Annotated in this window: 19 protein-coding genes; 10 read left to right on the top strand and 9 right to left on the bottom strand. The window is 68.5% G+C overall.

Translation table 11 applies throughout. The annotated features are described in order from the left end of the window. The 9 genes from AVME950_RS13770 to AVME950_RS13810 form a co-directional block, all read right to left on the bottom strand. Positions 1–124 (bottom strand): GTP-binding protein (locus AVME950_RS13770; protein ID WP_284410709.1); only part of this gene is annotated, 124 nt, incomplete at its 3' end. A gap of 219 nt (positions 125–343) precedes the next feature. Beyond that, positions 344–2,446, bottom strand: coding sequence for an elongation factor G (fusA, locus tag AVME950_RS13775; protein ID WP_272565827.1), 2,103 nt, complete (start codon positions 2,444–2,446; stop codon positions 344–346). Positions 2,447–2,597: 151 nt separating this feature from the next. Beyond that, positions 2,598–3,071 (bottom strand): 30S ribosomal protein S7, encoded by a 474-nt coding sequence (gene rpsG, locus AVME950_RS13780; protein WP_056668881.1) that lies wholly within the window; start codon positions 3,069–3,071, stop codon positions 2,598–2,600. Positions 3,072–3,241: 170 nt separating this feature from the next. Beyond that, positions 3,242–3,619: a 30S ribosomal protein S12 gene (rpsL, locus tag AVME950_RS13785; RefSeq protein ID WP_010104110.1), complete on the bottom strand. Its 378-nt coding sequence runs from the start codon at positions 3,617–3,619 to the stop codon at positions 3,242–3,244. 135 nt (positions 3,620–3,754) lie between these two features. After that, on the bottom strand, positions 3,755–4,924 hold the full coding sequence (locus tag AVME950_RS13790; RefSeq protein ID WP_284430256.1) for a D-alanyl-D-alanine carboxypeptidase family protein: 1,170 nt from the start codon (positions 4,922–4,924) through the stop codon (positions 3,755–3,757). 100 nt (positions 4,925–5,024) lie between these two features. Beyond that, a complete protein-coding gene (locus AVME950_RS13795; RefSeq protein WP_284430257.1) occupies positions 5,025–5,666 on the bottom strand; it encodes an alpha/beta hydrolase in 642 nt (213 codons plus the stop codon). A gap of 87 nt (positions 5,667–5,753) precedes the next feature. Beyond that, on the bottom strand, positions 5,754–6,113 hold the full coding sequence (locus AVME950_RS13800; RefSeq protein ID WP_284430258.1) for a (2Fe-2S) ferredoxin domain-containing protein: 360 nt from the start codon (positions 6,111–6,113) through the stop codon (positions 5,754–5,756). A 9-nt stretch (positions 6,114–6,122) separates the two neighbouring features. Then, positions 6,123–7,259 carry a VanZ family protein gene (locus tag AVME950_RS13805; RefSeq protein ID WP_284430259.1) on the bottom strand — a complete coding sequence of 379 codons (1,137 nt, stop codon included), beginning with the start codon at positions 7,257–7,259 and terminating at the stop codon, positions 6,123–6,125. Positions 7,260–7,282: 23 nt separating this feature from the next. Further along, the gene (locus tag AVME950_RS13810; RefSeq protein ID WP_272565831.1) at positions 7,283–7,711 is read right to left on the bottom strand and encodes a CopD family protein; all 429 of its coding nucleotides are present in this window, start codon (positions 7,709–7,711) and stop codon (positions 7,283–7,285) included. 126 nt (positions 7,712–7,837) lie between these two features. Between AVME950_RS13810 and hemB the strand changes: the two genes are divergently transcribed. The 10 genes from hemB (at position 7,838) to AVME950_RS13860 (ending at position 19,870) form a co-directional block, all read left to right on the top strand. Further along, positions 7,838–8,845: a porphobilinogen synthase gene (gene hemB, locus AVME950_RS13815; protein WP_284394575.1), complete on the top strand. Its 1,008-nt coding sequence runs from the start codon at positions 7,838–7,840 to the stop codon at positions 8,843–8,845. A 69-nt stretch (positions 8,846–8,914) separates the two neighbouring features. Beyond that, positions 8,915–10,075 carry a magnesium transporter CorA family protein gene (locus AVME950_RS13820; RefSeq protein WP_284430260.1) on the top strand — a complete coding sequence of 387 codons (1,161 nt, stop codon included), beginning with the start codon at positions 8,915–8,917 and terminating at the stop codon, positions 10,073–10,075. Positions 10,076–10,181: 106 nt separating this feature from the next. Further along, positions 10,182–11,177, top strand: a complete 996-nt coding sequence (locus tag AVME950_RS13825; protein WP_284430261.1) for an ABC transporter ATP-binding protein — start codon at positions 10,182–10,184, stop codon at positions 11,175–11,177. After that, a complete protein-coding gene (locus AVME950_RS13830; protein WP_284430262.1) occupies positions 11,174–12,010 on the top strand; it encodes an ABC transporter permease in 837 nt (278 codons plus the stop codon). Before AVME950_RS13825 ends, AVME950_RS13830 begins: the two co-directional genes overlap by 4 nt. A 1-nt stretch (position 12,011) precedes the next feature. Next, positions 12,012–12,815 carry an ABC transporter permease gene (locus AVME950_RS13835; RefSeq protein WP_284430263.1) on the top strand — a complete coding sequence of 268 codons (804 nt, stop codon included), beginning with the start codon at positions 12,012–12,014 and terminating at the stop codon, positions 12,813–12,815. 68 nt (positions 12,816–12,883) lie between these two features. Continuing rightward, a complete protein-coding gene (locus tag AVME950_RS13840; protein WP_284430264.1) occupies positions 12,884–13,414 on the top strand; it encodes a MarR family winged helix-turn-helix transcriptional regulator in 531 nt (176 codons plus the stop codon). Between the two features lie 13 nt (positions 13,415–13,427). Then, on the top strand, positions 13,428–15,020 hold the full coding sequence (locus AVME950_RS13845; RefSeq protein WP_284430265.1) for an efflux transporter outer membrane subunit: 1,593 nt from the start codon (positions 13,428–13,430) through the stop codon (positions 15,018–15,020). Between the two features lie 60 nt (positions 15,021–15,080). Continuing rightward, on the top strand, positions 15,081–16,382 hold the full coding sequence (locus AVME950_RS13850) for an HlyD family secretion protein (RefSeq protein WP_284430266.1): 1,302 nt from the start codon (positions 15,081–15,083) through the stop codon (positions 16,380–16,382). Between the two features lie 102 nt (positions 16,383–16,484). Beyond that, the gene (locus AVME950_RS13855) at positions 16,485–18,053 is read left to right on the top strand and encodes a DHA2 family efflux MFS transporter permease subunit (RefSeq protein WP_284394591.1); all 1,569 of its coding nucleotides are present in this window, start codon (positions 16,485–16,487) and stop codon (positions 18,051–18,053) included. Positions 18,054–18,229: 176 nt separating this feature from the next. Then, a complete protein-coding gene (locus AVME950_RS13860) occupies positions 18,230–19,870 on the top strand; it encodes an S-layer protein (RefSeq protein ID WP_284430267.1) in 1,641 nt (546 codons plus the stop codon). Positions 19,871–19,997: the final 127 nt, after the last annotated feature.

Genomic DNA, 19,997 nt, shown 5'->3' on the forward strand with positions numbered 1-19,997 from the left:
CGCCGAACTTGGAGGACAGCACCGTGGCGATGGCCGCCGTCAGCGTCGTCTTGCCATGGTCCACGTGACCGATGGTGCCCACGTTCACGTGGGGCTTGGTACGTTCGAACTTACCTTTTGCCATTTTGAATCTCCAAAGAGCAATGCCTGTGTCAGGGTTTAACGTCTGCACCCGATTGCTAAGTCGTCCCGCACAGGGCAACAGGACGGCACCGGGTCGCAGATTGCAAGGATCTTGCTGCTATTTTTTTCATAGCTGCCAGCGCCTACTCGATAGTCGCTGGCAACCAATTCCATCAAACCAACCGAAAGGGGCCGCCAAAGCCGCCCCTCCCTTTGCCAATTACTTGGCGCGTGCAGCCATGATGGCTTCCGACACGTTGCGAGGGGCTTCGCTGTAGTGCTTGAATTCCATCGAGTAGGTGGCGCGGCCTTGCGTTGCGGAGCGCAGCGAGGTCGAGTAGCCGAACATTTCCGACAGGGGCACTTCCGCCTTGATGGCCTTGCCGCCGCCGACCATGTCGTCCATGCCCTGCACCATGCCACGGCGGGACGACAAGTCGCCCATCACCGTACCAGCGTAGTCTTCCGGCGTTTCGACTTCCACGGCCATCATGGGCTCGAGAATCACGGGGTTGGCCTTGCGGCAACCTTCCTTGAAACCGAAGATGGCGGCCATCTTGAACGCGAGTTCGTTCGAGTCCACATCGTGGTACGAACCGAAGTGCAGCGTGACCTTGACGTCCACCACCGGGTAGCCGGCCAGCACGCCTTGCGTGACGGCTTCGTTGATGCCCTTTTCCACCGCGGGGATGAATTCGCGAGGAACCACACCGCCCTTGATGGCGTCGACGAACTCGATGCCCTTGCCGGCTTCGTTCGGCTCGATCTTGAGCACGACGTGGCCGTACTGGCCCTTACCACCGGACTGGCGAACGAACTTGCCTTCGGCCTCTTCCACCGTCTTGCGGATGGTTTCGCGGTAGGCCACCTGGGGCTTGCCCACGTTGGCTTCCACGCCGAATTCGCGCTTCATGCGGTCCACGATGATTTCCAGGTGGAGCTCGCCCATGCCGCCGATGATGGTCTGGCCGGATTCTTCGTCGGTGCTGACGCGGAACGAAGGATCTTCGGCAGCCAGACGACCCAGCGCGATACCCATCTTTTCCTGGTCGGCCTTCGACTTCGGCTCCACGGCCTGACGGATCACGGGCTCGGGGAACACCATGCGCTCCAGCGTCACGATGGCCGAGGGATCGCACAGGGTTTCACCGGTCGTCACATCTTTCAGGCCCACGCAGGCGGCGATGTCGCCAGCACGGATTTCATCGACTTCTTCGCGGTTGTTGGCGTGCATTTGCACGATACGGCCGATGCGTTCCTTCTTGCCGCGCACGGGGTTGTACACCGTGTCGCCCTTGGACAGAACGCCGGAATACACACGCACGAACGTCAACTGGCCCACGAATGGGTCGGTCATCAGCTTGAACGCCAGGGCAGAGAACTTCTCCGAGTCGTCGGCCTTGCGGCTCGTCGGTTGCTCGTCGTCGTCGGTGCCGCCCACGGGAGGAATGTCCACCGGAGAAGGCATCAGTTCGATCACGGCGTCCAGCATGCGCTGCACACCCTTGTTCTTGAAGGCCGTACCGCACAGCATGGGCTGGATTTCGCAGGCGATGGCACGCGTGCGCAGGCCGAGGGTGATTTCCTCTTCGGAAAGATCACCTTCTTCCAGGTACTTGTTCATCAGGTCTTCGGAGGCTTCAGCAGCCGCCTCGACCATCTTCTCGCGCCATTCCTTGGCCGTTTCCAGCAGGTCGGCGGGGATCTCTTCGAAGGTGAACTTCATGCCTTGCGAGGCTTCGTCCCAGATGATGGCCTTCATCTTGCGCAGGTCGACCACGCCCGTGAAGTTTTCTTCGGCACCGATCGGGATCACGATCGGCACGGGGTTGGCCTTCAGGCGCAGCTTCATCTGCTCGACGACCTTGAAGAAGTTGGCACCGGTACGGTCCATCTTGTTCACGAACGCGAGGCGGGGCACCTTGTACTTGTTCGCCTGGCGCCACACCGTTTCCGACTGTGGCTGCACGCCGCCCACGGCGCAGTACACCATGCAGGCGCCGTCGAGCACGCGCATGGAGCGCTCCACTTCGATCGTGAAGTCCACGTGGCCGGGGGTGTCGATGATGTTGATGCGGTGCTCAGGGAACGAACGGTCCATGCCGCTCCAGAAGCAGGTGGTGGCAGCCGACGTGATCGTGATGCCGCGCTCTTGCTCCTGCTCCATCCAGTCCATGGTGGCTGCGCCGTCATGCACTTCACCGATCTTGTGGTTCACACCGGTGTAGAAAAGAATCCGCTCGGTCGTCGTGGTCTTGCCAGCGTCGATGTGGGCCGAGATACCGATATTGCGGTAGCGCTCGATGGGGGTCTTGCGAGCCATGGTAAATCCTTGGTTGAACGTTGTGTTCGTTGTGATGGGCCACCCGCTTTTGCGACGCAGCACCACAATTTGCCGGCGACCTGAATCAAGATAAGGCCGCAGGCAGAAAATGCCAGCGGCCTTACGTTTGCACCGGAGAAAGCCTGGAGGCTTAGAAGCGGAAGTGGCTGAATGCCTTGTTGGCTTCGGCCATGCGGTGCACTTCGTCACGGCGCTTCATCGCGCCGCCACGGCCTTCCGTGGCTTCCAGCAGTTCGTTGGCCAGGCGTTGCGCCATCGACTTTTCGCCACGCTTGCGGGCGGCTTCCTTGATCCAGCGCATCGACAGTGCCAGACGGCGCACGGGGCGCACCTCCACAGGCACCTGGTAGTTGGCACCGCCCACGCGGCGGGACTTCACTTCGACCATGGGCTTCACGTTGTTGATGGCAACGGTGAACGCTTCCAGAGGGTCCTTGTCAGGGTGCTTCTTCTCGATCAGTTCCAGAGCGCCGTAAATGATGCGCTCTGCCACTGCCTTTTTGCCGCCTTCCATGATCACGTTCATGAATTTGGACAGCTCTACATTGCCGAACTTGGGATCCGGCAGGATTTCACGTTTGGGGACTTCGCGACGACGTGGCATTTTTTCACCTCATGTTTGCTTCAGTTGGCATCTTTTCAGACACCGCGAGAGCCATTCAGGACTCCCACTTACTCGACCCACGCAAGACAGTTGCGCTTGGGGTCACTACGCTGGATCACCGCGCCACGCGGGAAACAGCACCGGATATCTTTTGCAAAAAAGCGCAGGGCTTACTTGGCCTTGGGCTTCTTGGCACCGTACTTGGAGCGCGCTTGCTTGCGGTCTTTCACGCCTTGCAAGTCGAGCGAGCCACGCACGATGTGGTAACGCACACCGGGCAAGTCCTTGACACGACCGCCGCGAACCAGCACGACGCTGTGTTCCTGCAGGTTGTGGCCTTCGCCGCCGATGTAGGAAATGACTTCGAAACCGTTGGTCAGGCGAACCTTGGCGACCTTCCGCAGAGCGGAGTTAGGCTTCTTTGGCGTCGTGGTGTACACACGGGTGCACACGCCGCGGCGCTGAGGAGAGTTTTCCATCGCGGGGCTCTTCGACTTGATCTTTTCGACCTCGCGACCCTGACGGACCAGTTGATTGATGGTTGGCATGAATACGTCCCTAAACGTGAAATGCTTCGTGAAAAACGAAAACGTGAATCCCTTCGGAAATTCCGAAAAGCCTTCTAATGTAGCAGGTTGGCGCTGATGGAGCAATCGCGGGGCGGCCAGCCGGCCGCCGCCGTGTCACTTGATCCACAGGCGGAGAGCATCCCAGGCGCGGCCGAAGATGCCGGCCTGCTCCACCGTCTCCAGCGCCACCAGCGGCACTTCGGCGATGGGCTGCTCACCCAGCGACACCTTCAGGGTGCCGATCGACTGACCCTTGGTGAATGGTGCCACCAGCGGGTCGGTGCGCACGATCTGGGTCGTGACCTTGCCGGCGCTGCCCGACGGCACGGTGACGACGATGGCGTCCGGGCGGCCGATCTGGATGGTGTTCTGCTTGCCCTTCCAGACGGCCGGCGTGGCGGCGGGCTGGCCGGCGTCGAACAGCTTGACGGCGTCGAAGGCCGTATAGCCCCAGTTCAGGAGCTTCTGGCTCTCGTTCGCCCGGGCGTTCTCGCTGGAGGCACCCAGCACGATGGACAGCAGACGGCGCTGGCCGACGTTCGGAAAGTCGCGCTTGGACGTGGCCACCAGACAGTAGCCGGCAGCGGCGGTGTGGCCGGTCTTGAGGCCGTCCACCGTGGGATCGCGGAACAGCAGCGAATTGCGGTTGGTGCCATTGGAGGGTGGCGTGCCTGGGTACGCATAGTGCTTGGTCGCGTAGTAATGCATGTACTCGGGGAATTCCTGCATCAGGCGGGTGGCCAGCACGCCCAGATCGCGCGCGGTGGTCGTGTGGCCCGGCTCGGTCAGGCCTTCGGGGTTCTTGTAGGCCGTGTTCTTCATGCCCAGGGCCTTGGCCTGATCGTTCATGAGCTTGACGAAGTTTTCGGCCGTGCCGCCCACGCCTTCGGCCAGGGCCATGGTGGCGTCGTTGCCCGACTGCACGATCATCCCCTTGATGAGGTCTTCCACCGGCACCTGCATCTTGGGATCGATGAACATGCGCGAGCCGGGCATCTTCCAGGCGAGCACGCTGACGGGCAGCTTCTGCTCCAGCGTGATCTTCTTGGCGCGCAGCGCGTCGAAGACCAGGTAGCCCGTCATGAGCTTGGTGAGCGATGCCTGCTCGACCGGTGCGTCGATGTCCTTGGCGGCAAGCACCTGGCCGGCGGTCACGTCGAGCAGCAGGTAGTTGCGCGCAGCGATCTCGGGGGGCTGGGGGGCCTGGCCCTGCGCCCAGAGGGCGGCAGGCGCCAGCACGGCGACAAGAACGAAGGAACGCAGCGTGGAGAGGAAGGGCTTCATGGAAACAGGCATTCGGGGCAAGGAAACAAACCAAACGGTCAAAAACGGCGGCGGGGATGGCGCGCCGTGCGGTGCCCGGTAGGGAGCGTCTGGAGGGCGGTCAGTTCCCCGCCAGCAGGTGGCGGGACACCAGGTTTTTCAGGAGCGGCAATTGTCCGTGAAAGAAATGACCGCCGCCGGGCACGACTGTGACGGGGAGTATCTGCGGCCGCGCCCAGTCCATGACGGCCGACAGCGGCACGGTGTCGTCCTGCTCGCCGTGCACGACCAGCGTGCGCGCATGCGCCTCGGCCGGCACGGGCGCCACGGTGAAGCGGCTGGCGGCGGTGCCGACCAGCACCACCCGCTCGATGCTGCGCTCGCTCCACAGGCGCTCCAGCGCATGGCTGGTGACGAAGGCGCCGAACGAGAAGCCCGCCAGGGCCAACGACCCCTCGGGCGCCGCCTGGCGCACCACCTCCAGGAAGTCTTCCAGCTCGCCCTGGCCCGCGTCATGCGTGCCGGCGCTGGCGCCCACGCCCCGGAAATTGAAGCGCACGGCGGTCCAGCCGCTGTGCACGAAGGCGCGCGCCAGGGTCTGCACCACCTTGTTGTCCATGGTTCCGCCGAACAGGGGGTGCGGGTGGGCGATCACCGCCACGCCGCGCGAGGGCGCGCCGTCCGGCGCCTGGGCCGCATCGCGTGCCGCTTCGATGGCACCGGCAGCGCCGGCGAGGGTCAGGCGTTCAGTCTGGGCATTCACTGGATTTGCTATCAAATAAATAGCTGTCAGGACAATAAAATCTAGGGCAGACAGCCAAAAACACTTAAAAACCGATCGGCGCGCGAATCAGCGCCCGAGTTCCGGCGGCGTGAGCAGGCGCTCGACGACCTGGCCGTTCTTCAGGTGCGATTCCACGATTTCGTCGATGTCGCTGCCATCCACGAAGGTGTACCAGGTGCCCTCGGGATAGACCACGGCGACGGGGCCGCCCGCGCAGCGGTCCAGGCAGCCGGCCTTGTTCACCCGCACCTTGCCGGGGCCGGACAGGCCGGCCGCCTTGACCTGGGACTTGCAGCGGTCGAACGCAGCCTGCGCACCGTGGTGGGCGCAGCTGTCCTCGCCGTTGGTGCGGTCGTTCAGGCAAAAGAAGACGTGGCGGGCGTAGTAGCCAGGCTGCGCGGCTGGCGGCGTGGGGGTGTCGGTCATCCGGGCATTTTAGGAGCCGATGCGAACAGGGGTATCCGCGTGGCCCTCGGCCGGGTCCCGGTCGCGCCGGGCCACGCGCTGCACCACATAAACCAGGGTGGCGTAGGGCCAGAGCCAGCCCAGCCATTGGCCCAGGCCGTAGAAGCGGATGAAGCGGCCCTGCTCCCAGGCCTGCAGGGTGTCGGCGAAATAGGCGCTGGTGGGCGCCTGGTTGAGGATGTTCAGGTGCAGCATCAGCAGCAATAGCAGCACGGCGGCGCTGGCCCGGCGGGGCAGGCCGGCCAGCATCAGCGCGACGGCCATGCCGGCCCACACGCCCACGCGGGCCGGGGTGCCGAGCCACTCCCAGGCATGGGCCGGGCCGTAGCTGAGCGCGGAGGACAGCGCGGTCACCGACACGCCCGCCACCACCGTGGCCAGCGAGAACGCCACGCGGCGGCCGATGTGGCGGATCACGCAGTAGCCCAGCAGGCAGGGCACGAGCAGGCCCAGCATCACGGCCAGCAGTTCGGCACTGGGCGACAGGGCTTCCAGCGGCGTTTCGCGCAGCGGCAGCCAGTCCAGGAACGGGGTGTCGGCCAGCAGGTCTTCCAGCGCGATCTCGAGCCGCTCCCACATCTGGCCCAGCCCGAACGGCACGGCGGCAGGAAACAGCAGCGCCACCGGCCACAGCGCGAGCAAGGCCAGCGCCCCGCTGGCGTCGGCGACAAACCACCGCGCCCGCAGCCGGCTCCAGCGGGCCAGCGCGCCCAGCCGCTCCAGGAGCGCCGCTAGCAGCGCGCCGCCCAGCGTGCCGAGCGCGTTCAGCACCAGGTCCATGTTGGAGGGCACGCGCCGCGGCAGGTAGATCTGCAGGAACTCCATCAGCATCGAGAGCAGCGCGCCCGCCAACGCGGCCACGGGCACCGCAGAGCGTGGCCAGCCGGTGCGCAGCAGGGCCAGCGCCAGCAGGAAGCCGAATGGCGCATAGCCGGCGATGTTGATGTTGACGTCGAACCAGGTCCAGTACGGCGGGGGAATGCGGGCGGTGAGGAACACCCACGGCGAGATGCCCTGCTCGCGCCAGCCGTCGAAGGGGAACAGGCTGGCGAAGACCACGAGGGCCGCGTAGATCAGCGCCAGGGGCCAGGCGGAGGTCTTGTGCACGGCGGGAGCGCGCGGCCGGCGCGTCAGAAGGGTTTGACGACGACCAGCACCACCGCGGCCACCAGCAGCAGCACCGGCACCTCGTTGAACCAGCGGAACCAGCGGTGGCTGCGCCGGCTCTGGCCGCTGGCCAGCTTGCGCAGCAGGACGCCGCAGGCATGGTGATAGCCCACGGCGAGCACCACGACCAGGAGCTTGGCGTGCATCCAGCCGTTGCCCGGCCCGCGGCCGATGCCGTACCCCAGGTAGAGCCACAGCCCCAGCGCGATGGCCGGCACGGCCAGGAAGGTGGTGAAACGCAGCAGCTTGCGCGCCATGAGCAGGAGCCGGTCTCGCTCGGCGGCCGAGCCCGGTGCCACCATGGCCAGGTTGACGAAGATCCGAGGCAGGTAGAACAGGCCGGCGAACCAACTGGCCACGAAGACGATGTGAAAGGCTTTGACCCAGAGCATGGGGGCAGTGTACGTGCCGTGCCGGGCCGTCCGGCGGAGTCCGACGCGCAAAAACCACGGCGGCCGGCGTCACGTCGAAGGGCCGGGCGGAGACCGCCCCGGCGCAATGTGGCGCACAATTTCGGGATGCATCTGTCCAGCCCCACCCCCTTCCCCCAGAACCGCCCGCGCCGCCTGCGCCGCGATGCCTTCACCCGCAACCTCGTGCGCGAGCATGCCGTCACGCCGCACGATCTGATCTACCCCGTGTTCGTGCACGAAGGCCAGGGCCGCAGCGAGGCCATCGCGTCGATGCCGGGCGTGGAGCGCCTGAGCCTGGACCTCCTGCTGCCGGTGGCCGAGGATTGCGTGAAGCTGGGCATTCCGGTGCTGGCGCTGTTTCCGGCCATCGACCCCGCGCTCAAGGCGCCGGACGGCAAGGAGGCGCTCAACCCCGAGGGCCTGATTCCCCGCGTGGTGCGGGCGCTCAAGAAGGAATTCCCCGCGCTGGGCGTGATGACCGACGTGGCGCTGGACCCCTACACGAGCCACGGCCAGGACGGCGTGCTCGATGCCACCGGCTACATCATCAACGACGAAACGGTGGAGATCCTCACCGGGCAGGCGCTCACGCATGCCGAGGCGGGCGTGGACATCGTGGCGCCCAGCGACATGATGGACGGGCGCATCGGTGCTATCCGCGAGGCGCTCGAAGTGCAGGGCCACATCCACACGCGCATCATGGCCTACAGCGCCAAGTACGCGAGCGCCTTCTACGGCCCGTTCCGCGATGCCGTGGGCACGCGCGGCGCTCTGGGCAAGGCCGACAAGAACGTGTACCAGATGGACCCGGGCAACACCGACGAGGCGCTGCGCGAGGTCGCCCTCGATATCGCCGAAGGCGCCGACATGGTGATGGTCAAGCCCGGCATGCCGTACCTGGACGTGGTGCGCCGCGTGAAGGACGAATTCCGCGTGCCCACCTTCGCCTACCAGGTGAGCGGCGAGTACGCCATGCTCAAGGCCGCGGCCGCCAACGGCTGGCTCGACCACGACGCGGTGATGATGGAAAGCCTGCTGGCCTTCAAGCGCGCCGGCGCCGACGGCGTGCTGACGTATTTCGCCCGTGACGCGGCGCGGCTGCTGCAAAAGTAAGCGACCGCACCCCGGCCGCCGGCCCGCAGGGCCGGCGCCGGCGTCTTCCCCGCCCTGCCCCAGGCCCCCATGCGCATCTTTCACATCCACCAGGGCAACGCCACCGAGCTGGCCGCCCTGCCCTCCCAGCCCCCGGCCGCCGGCTTTTACTGGATCTCGTGCACCCGTGCGGCCTTCGGCGAACAACTGGGCCTGCTGCAGGCCGCGCTGCAAGCCACCACCGGCCTGCAACTGGTGGACCTGCACGTGTCCGACCTGCTGAACGCGCAGCTGCCATCGCACTACGACTACACCTCGCAATACGACCTGCTGGTGTTCCGCCGCTTGGCGGCCGCCGGTCCGGGCGCGGCACCGGCCAGCGCAGCAAGCCCGCAGGCCGTGCCTCCCGCCGCGCCGGGGCGCATGACGGGCCCGCCGGTGCTGCGCCGCATCGACACCAGCCCGGTGGGATTCGCCGTGTTCGACCAGGTGCTGCTGTCGGTCCACCCGGCCGACTGCGCGGTGCGCGATGCCTATGCGGCGCGGCTGCTGGCCACCGCGCGGGGGGAGGCCCGGGGCGATGCGCCGCGCGACCACCGGCCGCCGGGCTCCTCGCCCGTGGCGCGCCTGCCGACCTCGCCCGCCGATCTGATGATGCGCGTGGTCAACCTGATCGTGGACGGCTACCTGGATTTGCGCCGGGAACTGAGCCGGCAGCTCGACCACTGGCAGGCCGAGCTGCTCAAGCCCCGCGCGCGCTTCGCCAACTGGAGCGCACTGCTGGAGGCCCGGCTGGCGCTGCACCAGCTCGACGAAATCTGCGAAGACCAGAACACCGCCGTGCAGGACTGGATCGATGCGGTGGAGACCTGGCCCGAGCCCGAAACCCCGGCGCTGCAGCGCGAGCTGGACCTGCTCAAGGTGCGCAGCCGCGACGTGCTGGAGCACATCGAACGCGTGGTGCACCACGTGCGCCGGCTGGAGCAGAGCACCGAGACGGCGGTGCAGATGCATTTCAGCGTGCAGAGCAACCGCACCAACGACATCATGCGCACGCTCACGGCGCTCACCGCCGTGTTCCTGCCGCTGAACCTCATCGCGGGCATCTTCGGCATGAACTTCGAGTTCATTCCGCTGGTGCACAAGCAGGACGGTTTCTGGTGGGCGATGGGCTCGATGACGGTGATCGCGGTGGCGCTGATCGCGCTGTTCTGGCGCAAGCGTTACCTCGCCCGCACGGGCCACCACTGAGCGGGCACGGGGCGCCGCGCCCTGCACGCCGATAGAATCGGCGCCCCTTCGCACATCGCTCCCGCCCACGCCCTTGCGCCCCGCCCGCAGCGGCGCCCCCGTTCCCATGGCCCACATCCTCGTTGATCAGCTCGTCAAGACCTACCGCATCGCCGAGCGCGCGCCGGGCCTGGGCGGCGCGCTGCGCGGGCTGCTGCACCGGCGCACGCGCACGGTGGCGGCGCTGTCGGGGGTGTCGTTCACGCTGGAGCGCGGCGAGCTGCTGGGCTTCATCGGGCCGAACGGCGCGGGCAAATCGACCACCATCAAGATCCTGTCCGGCATCCTGCGGCCCGACGGCGGGCGCGTGGAGATCGACGGCCGCCACCCCAGCGATGACCGCGAGCGCCACGTCGCCCGCATCGGCGTGGTGTTCGGCCAGCGCACCCAGCTGTGGTGGGACCTGCCGGTGGGCGAGGGCTTCGACCTTCTGCGCGACATCTACCGCGTGGACGAGCAGCGCTACCGCCGCGCACGCGACGAGCTGGTCGCGCTGCTGTCGCTGGAAGGCGTGCTGGCCCAGCCCGTGCGCCAGCTCTCGCTGGGCCAGCGCATGCGCGCCGAGATCGCGGCGGCGCTGCTGCACGAGCCCGACATCCTGTTCCTGGACGAGCCGACCATCGGCCTGGATGCGCCGTCCAAGCTCGCGGTGCGGGACTTCGTGCGCCGCGCCAACCGCGAGCGCGGCACCACCGTGCTGCTCACCACCCACGACATGCACGACATCGAGGCGCTGGCCGAGCGCGTGATCGTGATCGGCCATGGCCGCGTGCTGGCCGACAGCCCGGTCGAGGCCCTGCGCGCCCAGGTGATGGCCGAGCGGCGCCTGGTGGTCGATTTCGGGCACGACGCGCCCGTGCTGGCGCCGCAGCCCGGCGTGTCGGTCCACGCGCGCGAGGGCCGAACGCTGGTGCTGGGGTTCGATCCGGCCGTCACCACGGCGCCCGCGCTCATCGCGCAGCTGGTGGCCGCACACGCCGTGCAGGACATTCGTCTGGAGGGCCTGGCGATCGAGGAGGTCATCGCCCGCTTCTACGCGCTGCACGGCGCGGCCGAGGCATGAGGCCGCCGCTGGCGCTGCGGCCCTACACCGCTGCGTTCGTCTCGCGCTTTCTGCAGATGCTGCAGTACCGCACGGCGGCGCTCGCCGGCTTCGGCACCCAGTGCTGGTGGGGCGGTATCAAGGTGATGGTATTGGCCGCGTTCTACGGGGGCGCTAGCGCCTCGGGCGCGCCCATGCCGCTGCAGCAGGCCATCACCTACACCTGGCTGGCCCAGGGGCTGCTGGCGCTGCTGCCGTGGTCGGGCGACCCGGAGGTGGCGCAGGCCGTGCGCACGGGCGCCGTGGCGTACGACCGGCTGCGGCCGGTGGACGCCTACGGCCTGTGGTTCGCGCGCAGCGCCGGCTGGATCGCCGCGCGGGTGCTGCCGCGCGTGGCGCTGATGGCGACCTTCGCCGCCGGGGTGCTGCCGCTGCTGGGCTGGCGCGAATGGGCCTGGCAGCCGCCGGCCAGCGCGGCGGCAGGGCTGGCGTTCGTGCTCTCGGCCGGCCTGGCGGTGCTGCTGTCCACCGCGCTGGTGATGCTGCTGAACGTGGCGGCCACGGCGGCGCTCAACGAGCGCGGCATCAACGCGCTGGCCGTGCCGGCGGTGGTGGTGCTGTCGGGCAACCTGCTGCCGCTGCCCCTGCTGCCCGATGCGTGGCAGTGGGCGCTGATCGCGCAGCCGCTGGCGGGGTTGCTGGACATTCCGTCGCGCATCCATTCCGGGCACTGGGCCGGCTGGCAGGCCGTGGGCGGGCTGGCCCTTCAGGCCTTCTGGATCGCCGTGCTGGTGGCGCTGGGCCGCCTGGCGATGCGGCGCACGCTGCGCCACCTCGAAATCCAGGGCGGCTGAGATGGGATCGTTCGCGCTCTTCATCCGCCTGGCCGGCGCCTCGCTGCATGCGCAGGCGCGCTACCCCGCCTCCGCCATGCTGATGACCCTGGGACAGTTCCTCGCCACGGGCATCGAGGTGGTCGCGGTGTGGGCGCTGTTCCACCGCTTCGGCAGCGTGCAGGGCTGGAGCCTGGGCGAGGTGGCGCTGTTCTACGGCCTGGTGAACTGCATGTTCGCGGTGGCGGACGCGCTGGGGCGCGGCTTCGACGTACTGGGCACCGAGTTCCTGCGCACGGGCGCGTTCGACCGGCTGCTGCTGCGCCCGCGGCCGCTCGCGCTGCAACTCATGGGCCACGACCTGCGCCTGAGCCGGCTGGGGCGGCTGCTGCAGGGGCTGATGGTGGTGGCGTTCGCCACCGCGCAGGCGCCGATTGACTGGACGCCGGCCACCCTCGCGCTGGCGGCATGGGCAGTGGCCGGGGGCGTGGCCCTCTTCCTGGGCATCCTGGTGCTGCAGGGCACCCTGGCGTTCTGGACCGTGGAGAGCCTGGAGATCGCCAACGTGCTCACCTACGGCGGCGTGCAGGCGGCGCAGTACCCGCTGGCGCTTTATGCGCAGTGGTTCCGCCGGCTGCTGACCTTCGCCGTGCCGCTGGCCTGCGTGGCGTATTACCCGGGCCTGGCGATCCTGTCGCACCCCGACCCGCTGGGCGCGCCCGCCTGGATGGGCTGGGTGTCGCCCGCCGCCGGCTTCGCGTTCCTGGCCGCCGCCTTCGGGGCCTGGCGCCTGGGCCTGCGGCACTACGCCTCCACCGGCAGCTGAACCCCCTGGAACCCGACCTGGCAAATAGAGACTTGACATTGTTTGTCTAGTCAATTATTGTTCAGGCCATGATCGACGCCCAAAAAACCGATGCCAGCCGCCTGCCGCCCGCCCCGCTCACCGTGGCGGGCATTCCGTTTCTGGTGGAAGAAAGCATCGGCTACCAGATGCGCCGCATCGTGTGCATCGTCGCCAGCGAGATCGAGCGCCGCATGGAGCCCCTGGGCCTGACCGATGCGCAATGGAAGCCGCTGCTGCGCCTGTACCTGAACCACGAGAACACGGTCGCGGGCCTGGCGCGTCTGTGCCAGCTCGACGCCGGCGGCATGACCCGCCTGCTCGACCGGCTGGAGGCCAAGGGCCTGTGCTCCCGCACGCGCTCGGTGGAAGACCGCCGGGTCGTGCACATCGAACTCACGCCCGAAGGGCATGCGGCGGCCGCGCAGATCCCCGCGATCCTGACGGAGCTGCAGCAGGTGTGCGCCCAGGGTTTCCAGCCGGCCGAGTACCACCAGTTGCAGGATTTCCTCAAGCGCATCCACGGCAACCTGCAGACGCTGGGGGCGGCGGCCGACACCGCTGCGCCCCGCCCATCCTGAGAGTCAGTCCACCATGAACGCCACTTTTCCCTCCACGCCCGCCGCAGCCGATGCGGCCTCGGCCCGCGACGCCGCGGCGCCCGACACCCCCAGCCCGCTGCGCGGCGCGCTGCAATATTTCGCCACGCTGGCCATCGCGCTGGCGGCCCTGCCGGGCCTCACGGCCTGCGCCGACATGTCCGGCATCGCGCCCCATGCGCAGATGCGCGACGCCGCCTCGCTCGGCCTCGCGGCGCCGGCCGCCGGTGCCGGCGCGGTGGCGCAGAAGTCCTTCGCCGAAGCCACGCTGCCCACGGACTGGTGGCTGGGCTTCGGCGACGGCCAGCTCGATGCGCTCATCGACCGCGCCCTGGCCACCAACCCCAACCTGAAGCTCACCGAGGCGCGCATCGCCCGCGCCCAGGCCTTCATCGAGACCGCCCGCGCGGCCGACGGCCCGCAGCTCAACGGCAGCCTGGACGTGAGCCGGCAGCTCTACAGCGCCAACGGCCCCTACCCGCCGCCGCTGGCCGGCAGCGTACTCAACAGCGGCACGGCGCGCCTGTCGGGCAGCTGGGAGATCGACTTCTTCGGCAAGAACCGCGCCGCGCTCGAATCCGCCCTGGGCAGCGCCAATGCCGCACAGGCCGATGCCCAGGCCGCGCGCCTGCTGCTGGCCAGCAACGTGGCGCGCAGCTATTTCCAGCTGGCGCGCCTGAAGGCCCAATTGGGTGTGGCCGAACGCACGCTGGCCCAGCGCAACGAAACGCTGCGCCTGGTGCGCGACCGCGTGGATGCGGGCCTGGACACCCAGCTGGAGCGGCGCCAGAGCGAAGGCGGCCTGCCCGAGGCGCGCCAGCAGATCGAGGCGATCCAGGAGCAGATCGCCCTCACCCGCAATGCCCTGGGCGCGCTGGTGGGTCAGCCAAATGCAGCGAACGCCCTAGATTTTCCTGCCCTGGATGCTATTCATTCGATAGCAATCCCCGGCACGCTGCCAGCCGACCTGCTGGGCCGCCGGCCCGACGTGGCCGCCGCGCGCTGGCGCGTGGAGGCCGCCACCCAGGACGTGGCCGTGGCCAAGGCGCAGTTCTATCCGAACGTGAACCTGACGGCCTTCCTGGGCCTGTCGTCGATCGGGCTGGACCGCTTCGCCGAGGCCGGCAGCAAGGAGTGGGGCATCGGCCCGGCGATCCGCCTGCCGATCTTCGACTCGGGCCGCCTGCGCGCCAACCTGCGCGGCAAGGCCGCCGACGTGGATGCGGCGGTCGAGAGCTACAACGCCGCGCTGCTGGATGCCGTGCATGACGCGGCCGACCAGCTCGCCTCGGCCCGCTCCATCGACCGCCAGCAGGCCGAGCAGCGCCATGCGCAAGAGGCCGCCGAGGCCGCCTACGACATCGCCCGCCAGCGCTACCAGGCGGGCCTGGGCAACTACCTGAACGTGCTCACCGCCGAGACGGCCGTGCTGCTGCAGCGCCGCCAGGCCGTGGACCTGGAGGCCCGCCGCCTGGACACCCAGGTCGCGCTGATCCGCGCCCTGGGCGGTGGCTACGCCGCCACCACGCCCGGCGCCGCGGGTGCCGTGGCCACGGCGGCCCCTGCCGCCGCCACCGCCGCGCACTGAACCGCCCGCCACCCCTTTTTACTGAACCGAACACCTTCCCGACCGCGAGGAGCCCTTTCCATGAACGCACCGCAAACCCCCGCCACCGCGCCCGCAGACCCCGGCGCCGCCAAGGCCCGCCGCCGCAAGGCCCTGATCTCGCTTGCCGCCCTCGTGGTGGTGGCGGGCGGCGCCTGGGGCGTGTACGACTGGCTGGTGGCCAGCCACTACGAAGACACCGACAACGCCTACGTGCAGGGCAATGTCATCCAGATCACGCCGCAGACGGGCGGCACCGTGATGTCCATCCTGGCCGACGACACCGACTTCGTGAAGGCCGGCGCCGCGCTGGTCAAGCTCGACCCCGCGGATGCCAGCGTGGCACTGGAGCAGGCCGAGGCGGGCCTGGCCCAGGCGGTGCGCCAGGCGCGCACGCTCTATGCCAACAACGGCTCGCTCAACGCGCAGATCAGCCTGCGCCAGGCGGACGTGGCCAAGGCCCGTTCCGACATCGCCCGCGCCACCGACGACCTGCGCCGCCGCCAGGCCCTGTCGGGCAATGGCGCCGTGTCCAAGGAAGAGTTGAACCACGCGCAGAGCCAGCTGGATGCGGCCCGCACGGCGCTGGCCGCGGCCGAGGCCGGCGTGGTGTCGGCGCGCGAGCAGCTCGCCAGCAACCAGTCGCTCACCCAGGGCATCTCGGTGGACCAGAACCCCAACGTGCTGGCCGCCGCCGGCAAGGTGCGCGAGGCCTACCTGGCCGCCCGCCGCACCGACCTGCCCGCCCCCGTGGACGGCTACGTGGCGCGCCGCACCGTGCAGCTGGGCCAGCGCGTGGCCGCCGGCACGCCGCTCATGACCGTGGTGCCGCTCAACCAGGTGTGGGTGGATGCGAACTTCAAGGAAAACCAGCTGCGCAACCTGCGCCTGGGCCAGCCCGCCAAGCTCACGGCCGACCTGTACGGCAAGAAGGTGGAATACACCGGCACCATCGCCGGCATGGGCGTGGGCACGGGCTCGGCCTTCGCGCTGCTGCCCGCGCAGAACGCCACCGGCAACTGGATCAAGGTGGTGCAGCGCGTGCCGGTGCGCATCGCGATCGATGCCGAGCAATTGCGCACCCACCCGCTGCGCGTGGGGCTGTCCATGGACGTGAAGGTGGACACGCAGGACCGCAGCGGCCACCTGCTGGCCGACGCGCCGCGCACCCAGGCCGTGGCGCAGACCGCGGTGTACGACGACCTGGACAAGGGCGCCGGCGCCGACGTGGCCCGCATCATCGCGGCCAACGCCGGCCCGGGCTACAAGCCCACGCTGGCCGCCGCGCCGGCCAAGGGGGCGTCGCAGGTCGCCATGGCGCCGGCCACGACCGCGTCGCACTGACCCTGCGGGCCGCCCCGGCGGCGCCTCGCCCTTCCAAGACAGACCCGCTGCGCACCGCCGCAGCGGGCCAGCCGTAGAACCACTCCCACAACACGCTGACCCATGTCTTCCCCCAACACCCCTGCGCCCCAGGCGCCGCCGCCCCTCGAAGGCAGCGCGCGCATGTGGGGCACGCTGGCCCTCTCGGCCGCGACGTTCATGAACGTGCTGGACACGTCCATCGCCAACGTGTCCCTGCCCGCCATCGCGGGTGACCTGGGCGTGAGCCCCACGCAAGGCACCTGGGTCATCACCAGCTTCGCGGTGGCCAATGCCATCGCGGTGCCGCTGACGGGCTGGCTGTCGCAGCGCTTCGGGCAGGTGCGCCTGTTCGTGGCCAGCGTGACGCTGTTCGTGATCGCCTCGCTGCTGTGCGGCATCGCACCCAACATGGCCACGCTGATCGCCTTCCGCGCGCTGCAGGGCTTCGTGGCCGGGCCGATGATTCCGCTGTCGCAGTCGCTGCTGCTGTCCAGCTACCCCAAGGCGCTGGCCGGGCTGGCGATGGCGATGTGGTCGATGACCACGCTCGTCGCGCCGGTGATGGGGCCGCTCCTGGGCGGCTGGATCACCGACAACATGAGCTGGCCATGGATCTTCTACATCAACGTGCCGGTGGGCATCATGGCCGTGCTGGTCACCTGGAGCATCTTCCACAAGCGCGAATCCGAGCGGCGGGCGCTGCCCATCGACTCCATCGGCCTGGCGCTGCTGGTGATCTGGGTCGCTGCCATGCAGGTGATGCTGGACATCGGCAAGGAGCACGACTGGTTCGCCTCGCCCTGGGTGGTGGCGTGCGGTGTGGTGGCGGTGGTGGGTTTCGCCGCCTTCATGATCTGGGAGCGCGGGGAGCCGCACCCGGTGGTGGACCTCACGCTGTTCCGCATCCGCAACTTCTGGGCCGGCGCGCTGGCCACGTCGGTGGGCTACGGCCTGTTCTTCGGCAACGTGGTGCTGCTGCCGCTGTGGCTGCAGCAGTACATGGGCTACACCGCCACGCAGGCCGGCGAGGTGCTGGCGCCGGTGGGGCTGCTGGCGCTGGTGCTCTCGCCCGTGGTGGGCAAGAACATCGCCAAGGTGGACCCGCGGCGCTTCGCCACCTTCGCGTTCCTGGTGTTCGCGCTGGTGCTGTGGATGCGCTCGCGGTTCAACACCCAGGCCGACCTGACCACGATCATGGTGCCCACGATCATCCAGGGCATCGCCATGGCGTTCTTCTTCATCCCGCTGGTGACGATCACGCTGTCGGAGATCGCACCCGCGCGCATTCCGTCGGCCTCGGGGCTGTCGAACTTCATGCGCATCACGGCCGGGGCCATCGGCACCTCGGTCTCGACCACGCTGTGGGAGCGGCGCGCCACGCTGCACCATGCCCAGCTCACCGAAGGGCTGCAGCAGGGCGGCGTGGCCGTCACGCAGACGCTGCAGGGGCTGCAGGCGGGCGGCCTCACGCCCGAGCAGGCGCTGGCGCAGGTGGAACGCATGGTGAACCAGCAGGCCTTCATGCTGGCCGCCAACGACATCTTCTATGCGTCGGCCGTGCTGTTCCTGCTGCTGATTCCGCTGGTCTGGCTGGCCCACCCGGTGCGTCCCAGCGCCGGCAGCGCGGACGCCGCGGCCGGCGCGCACTGAGGCCGGGGGGCCGGGGCGACTGTTGCGCCAAGGCCTCACTCCGGGGCATGCGCGCGGGCACCAAGGCGCCTGCGCAGGCCATGTCATCAGGGGTTCATCCGGGATTTCTACAAACGCGGGGCTGCCACCGGCATCCGCCGGCCGGTGGCCCCTGCGTCAAAAAATCCAGATCACCCATGACCCGCCCCTCTGCCCCTGCCCCCAACACCTTTCGCCGTGCGCGGATGCCCCTGGCCATCGCCCTGGCCCTTCCCTCCCTCCTGCTGGCGGGCTGCGGCGGCTCCGGCGACGGCACGCCCGCCGCCGAACAGGGCCGCTGGACCACCGGCGACCTGCACACCCACACGGTGCAATCGGACGATTCGCGCACGACGCAGACGCTCGACTTCCTGCTCGGCAAGGCCTTCACCACGTACCGCCTGGACTGGATGGCGGTGACCAACCACCTGCGCTCGTCCAAGTACGACAACGCGGCCAACCTGCTGCCCGCGCCCAAGGCCTTCGCCTATGGCATGGAGGCCTATGAGATCCCGCGCATCCAGGCGCTGCAGGCCTCCGGCAACTACGCCGGCAAGCTGATCTTCTCGGGGTTCGAGTGGGACATGCCCACGCACGACCACATCGGCGTGGGCCTCTTCGAGGGGGCCAGCGGCAGCCTGAAGCCCTCCGCCAGCGGGGCCAAGGAGTTCCAGTACCTGTTCACCACGGGCGCCGAATCGCTCTTCGACGCGGCGGACGTGGCCCGCTGGAAGGCCCAGTACCCGCAGCGCTTCAACCAGACGGCCGACGACGCGCTCAAGGCCATCGCCTGGCTGAAGGCGAAGTACCCCGACACCAGCTACGCCCTGATCAACCACCCTTCGCGCAACCCCGGCAAGTATTCGATCGCCGACCTGCGCCAGATGAACGACCTGGCGCCCAGGATCGTGTTCGCCATCGAGGGCATGGTGGGCAACCAGCTCGAACCCGACCGCGGCGGCTACACCTCGGCCTACATCGACGCCAACCAAGCCAACCGCACCTACGGCGGCACCGACGCCATCGTGGCGAAACTGGGCGGGGTGTGGGACGCGCTGCTGGGCGAGGGCCGCCGCATCTGGAACATCGCCGACTCCGACTCGCACTTCGAGATCGACTCGAACAACAACAGCAGCGGCTACTACCCTGGCGAATACGCCAAGAACCACGTCTGGCAGGCCAGCAAGGCGGAGGGGGGCATCGGCGGCCTGGTCGACAGCCTGCGCGCGGGCCGCAGCTTCGGCGTCTTCGGCGACCTCATCAACGCGCTGGACTTCAACGTGTACGCCCTGAGCGGCAAGGGCACCATGGGCCAGGAGATCAAGGCCTCGGCCGGCGAGAGCGTGACGGTGCGCATCCGCTTCAAGAGCCCGCCGGTCAACAACTACCAGCGCCCGGTGGCCAGCGGCAACCTGGGCAACATGACGCCCAGGGTGGACCACATCGATCTCATCGCGGGCGACGTGGGCGAGCGCGCGCAGCCCGGCTCGGCCGCCTACCAGCAGGCCACCAACCCGACCACCCGCGTGCTGCGCCGGTTCACGGCCGCCGACTGGACGCAGGACGGCGAGGGCTACTACACCATGGAGATTCCGCTCACCATCGCCAGGAACCAGTATTTGCGCCTGCGCGGCACGAACCTGGGCGAGAACGTGGCCGGCCTCACGGCGAACGGCGAGCCGCTGGCGGACCAGGCGGTGACCACGTCCGACCCGGCCCAGCGCCACGACCAGATCAACGACCGCAACTACGGCAACCTCTGGTTCTATTCCAACCCGATCTTCGTGTCGGTGCGCTGAAGGCCGAGCGCGGTGGGGCGCCTGGCGCCTCTGGACGGCCGGGGCAGATTGCTATTTATTTAATAGCACAATGCCCTAGAAACATATGCGCTGGAGCCCTTTTTGGCTCGATCACCGCGCGGGCGCC

This window comes from Acidovorax sp. SUPP950 (genome assembly GCF_030158935.1).
In the GTDB taxonomy this organism is placed as follows: domain Bacteria; phylum Pseudomonadota; class Gammaproteobacteria; order Burkholderiales; family Burkholderiaceae_C; genus Paracidovorax.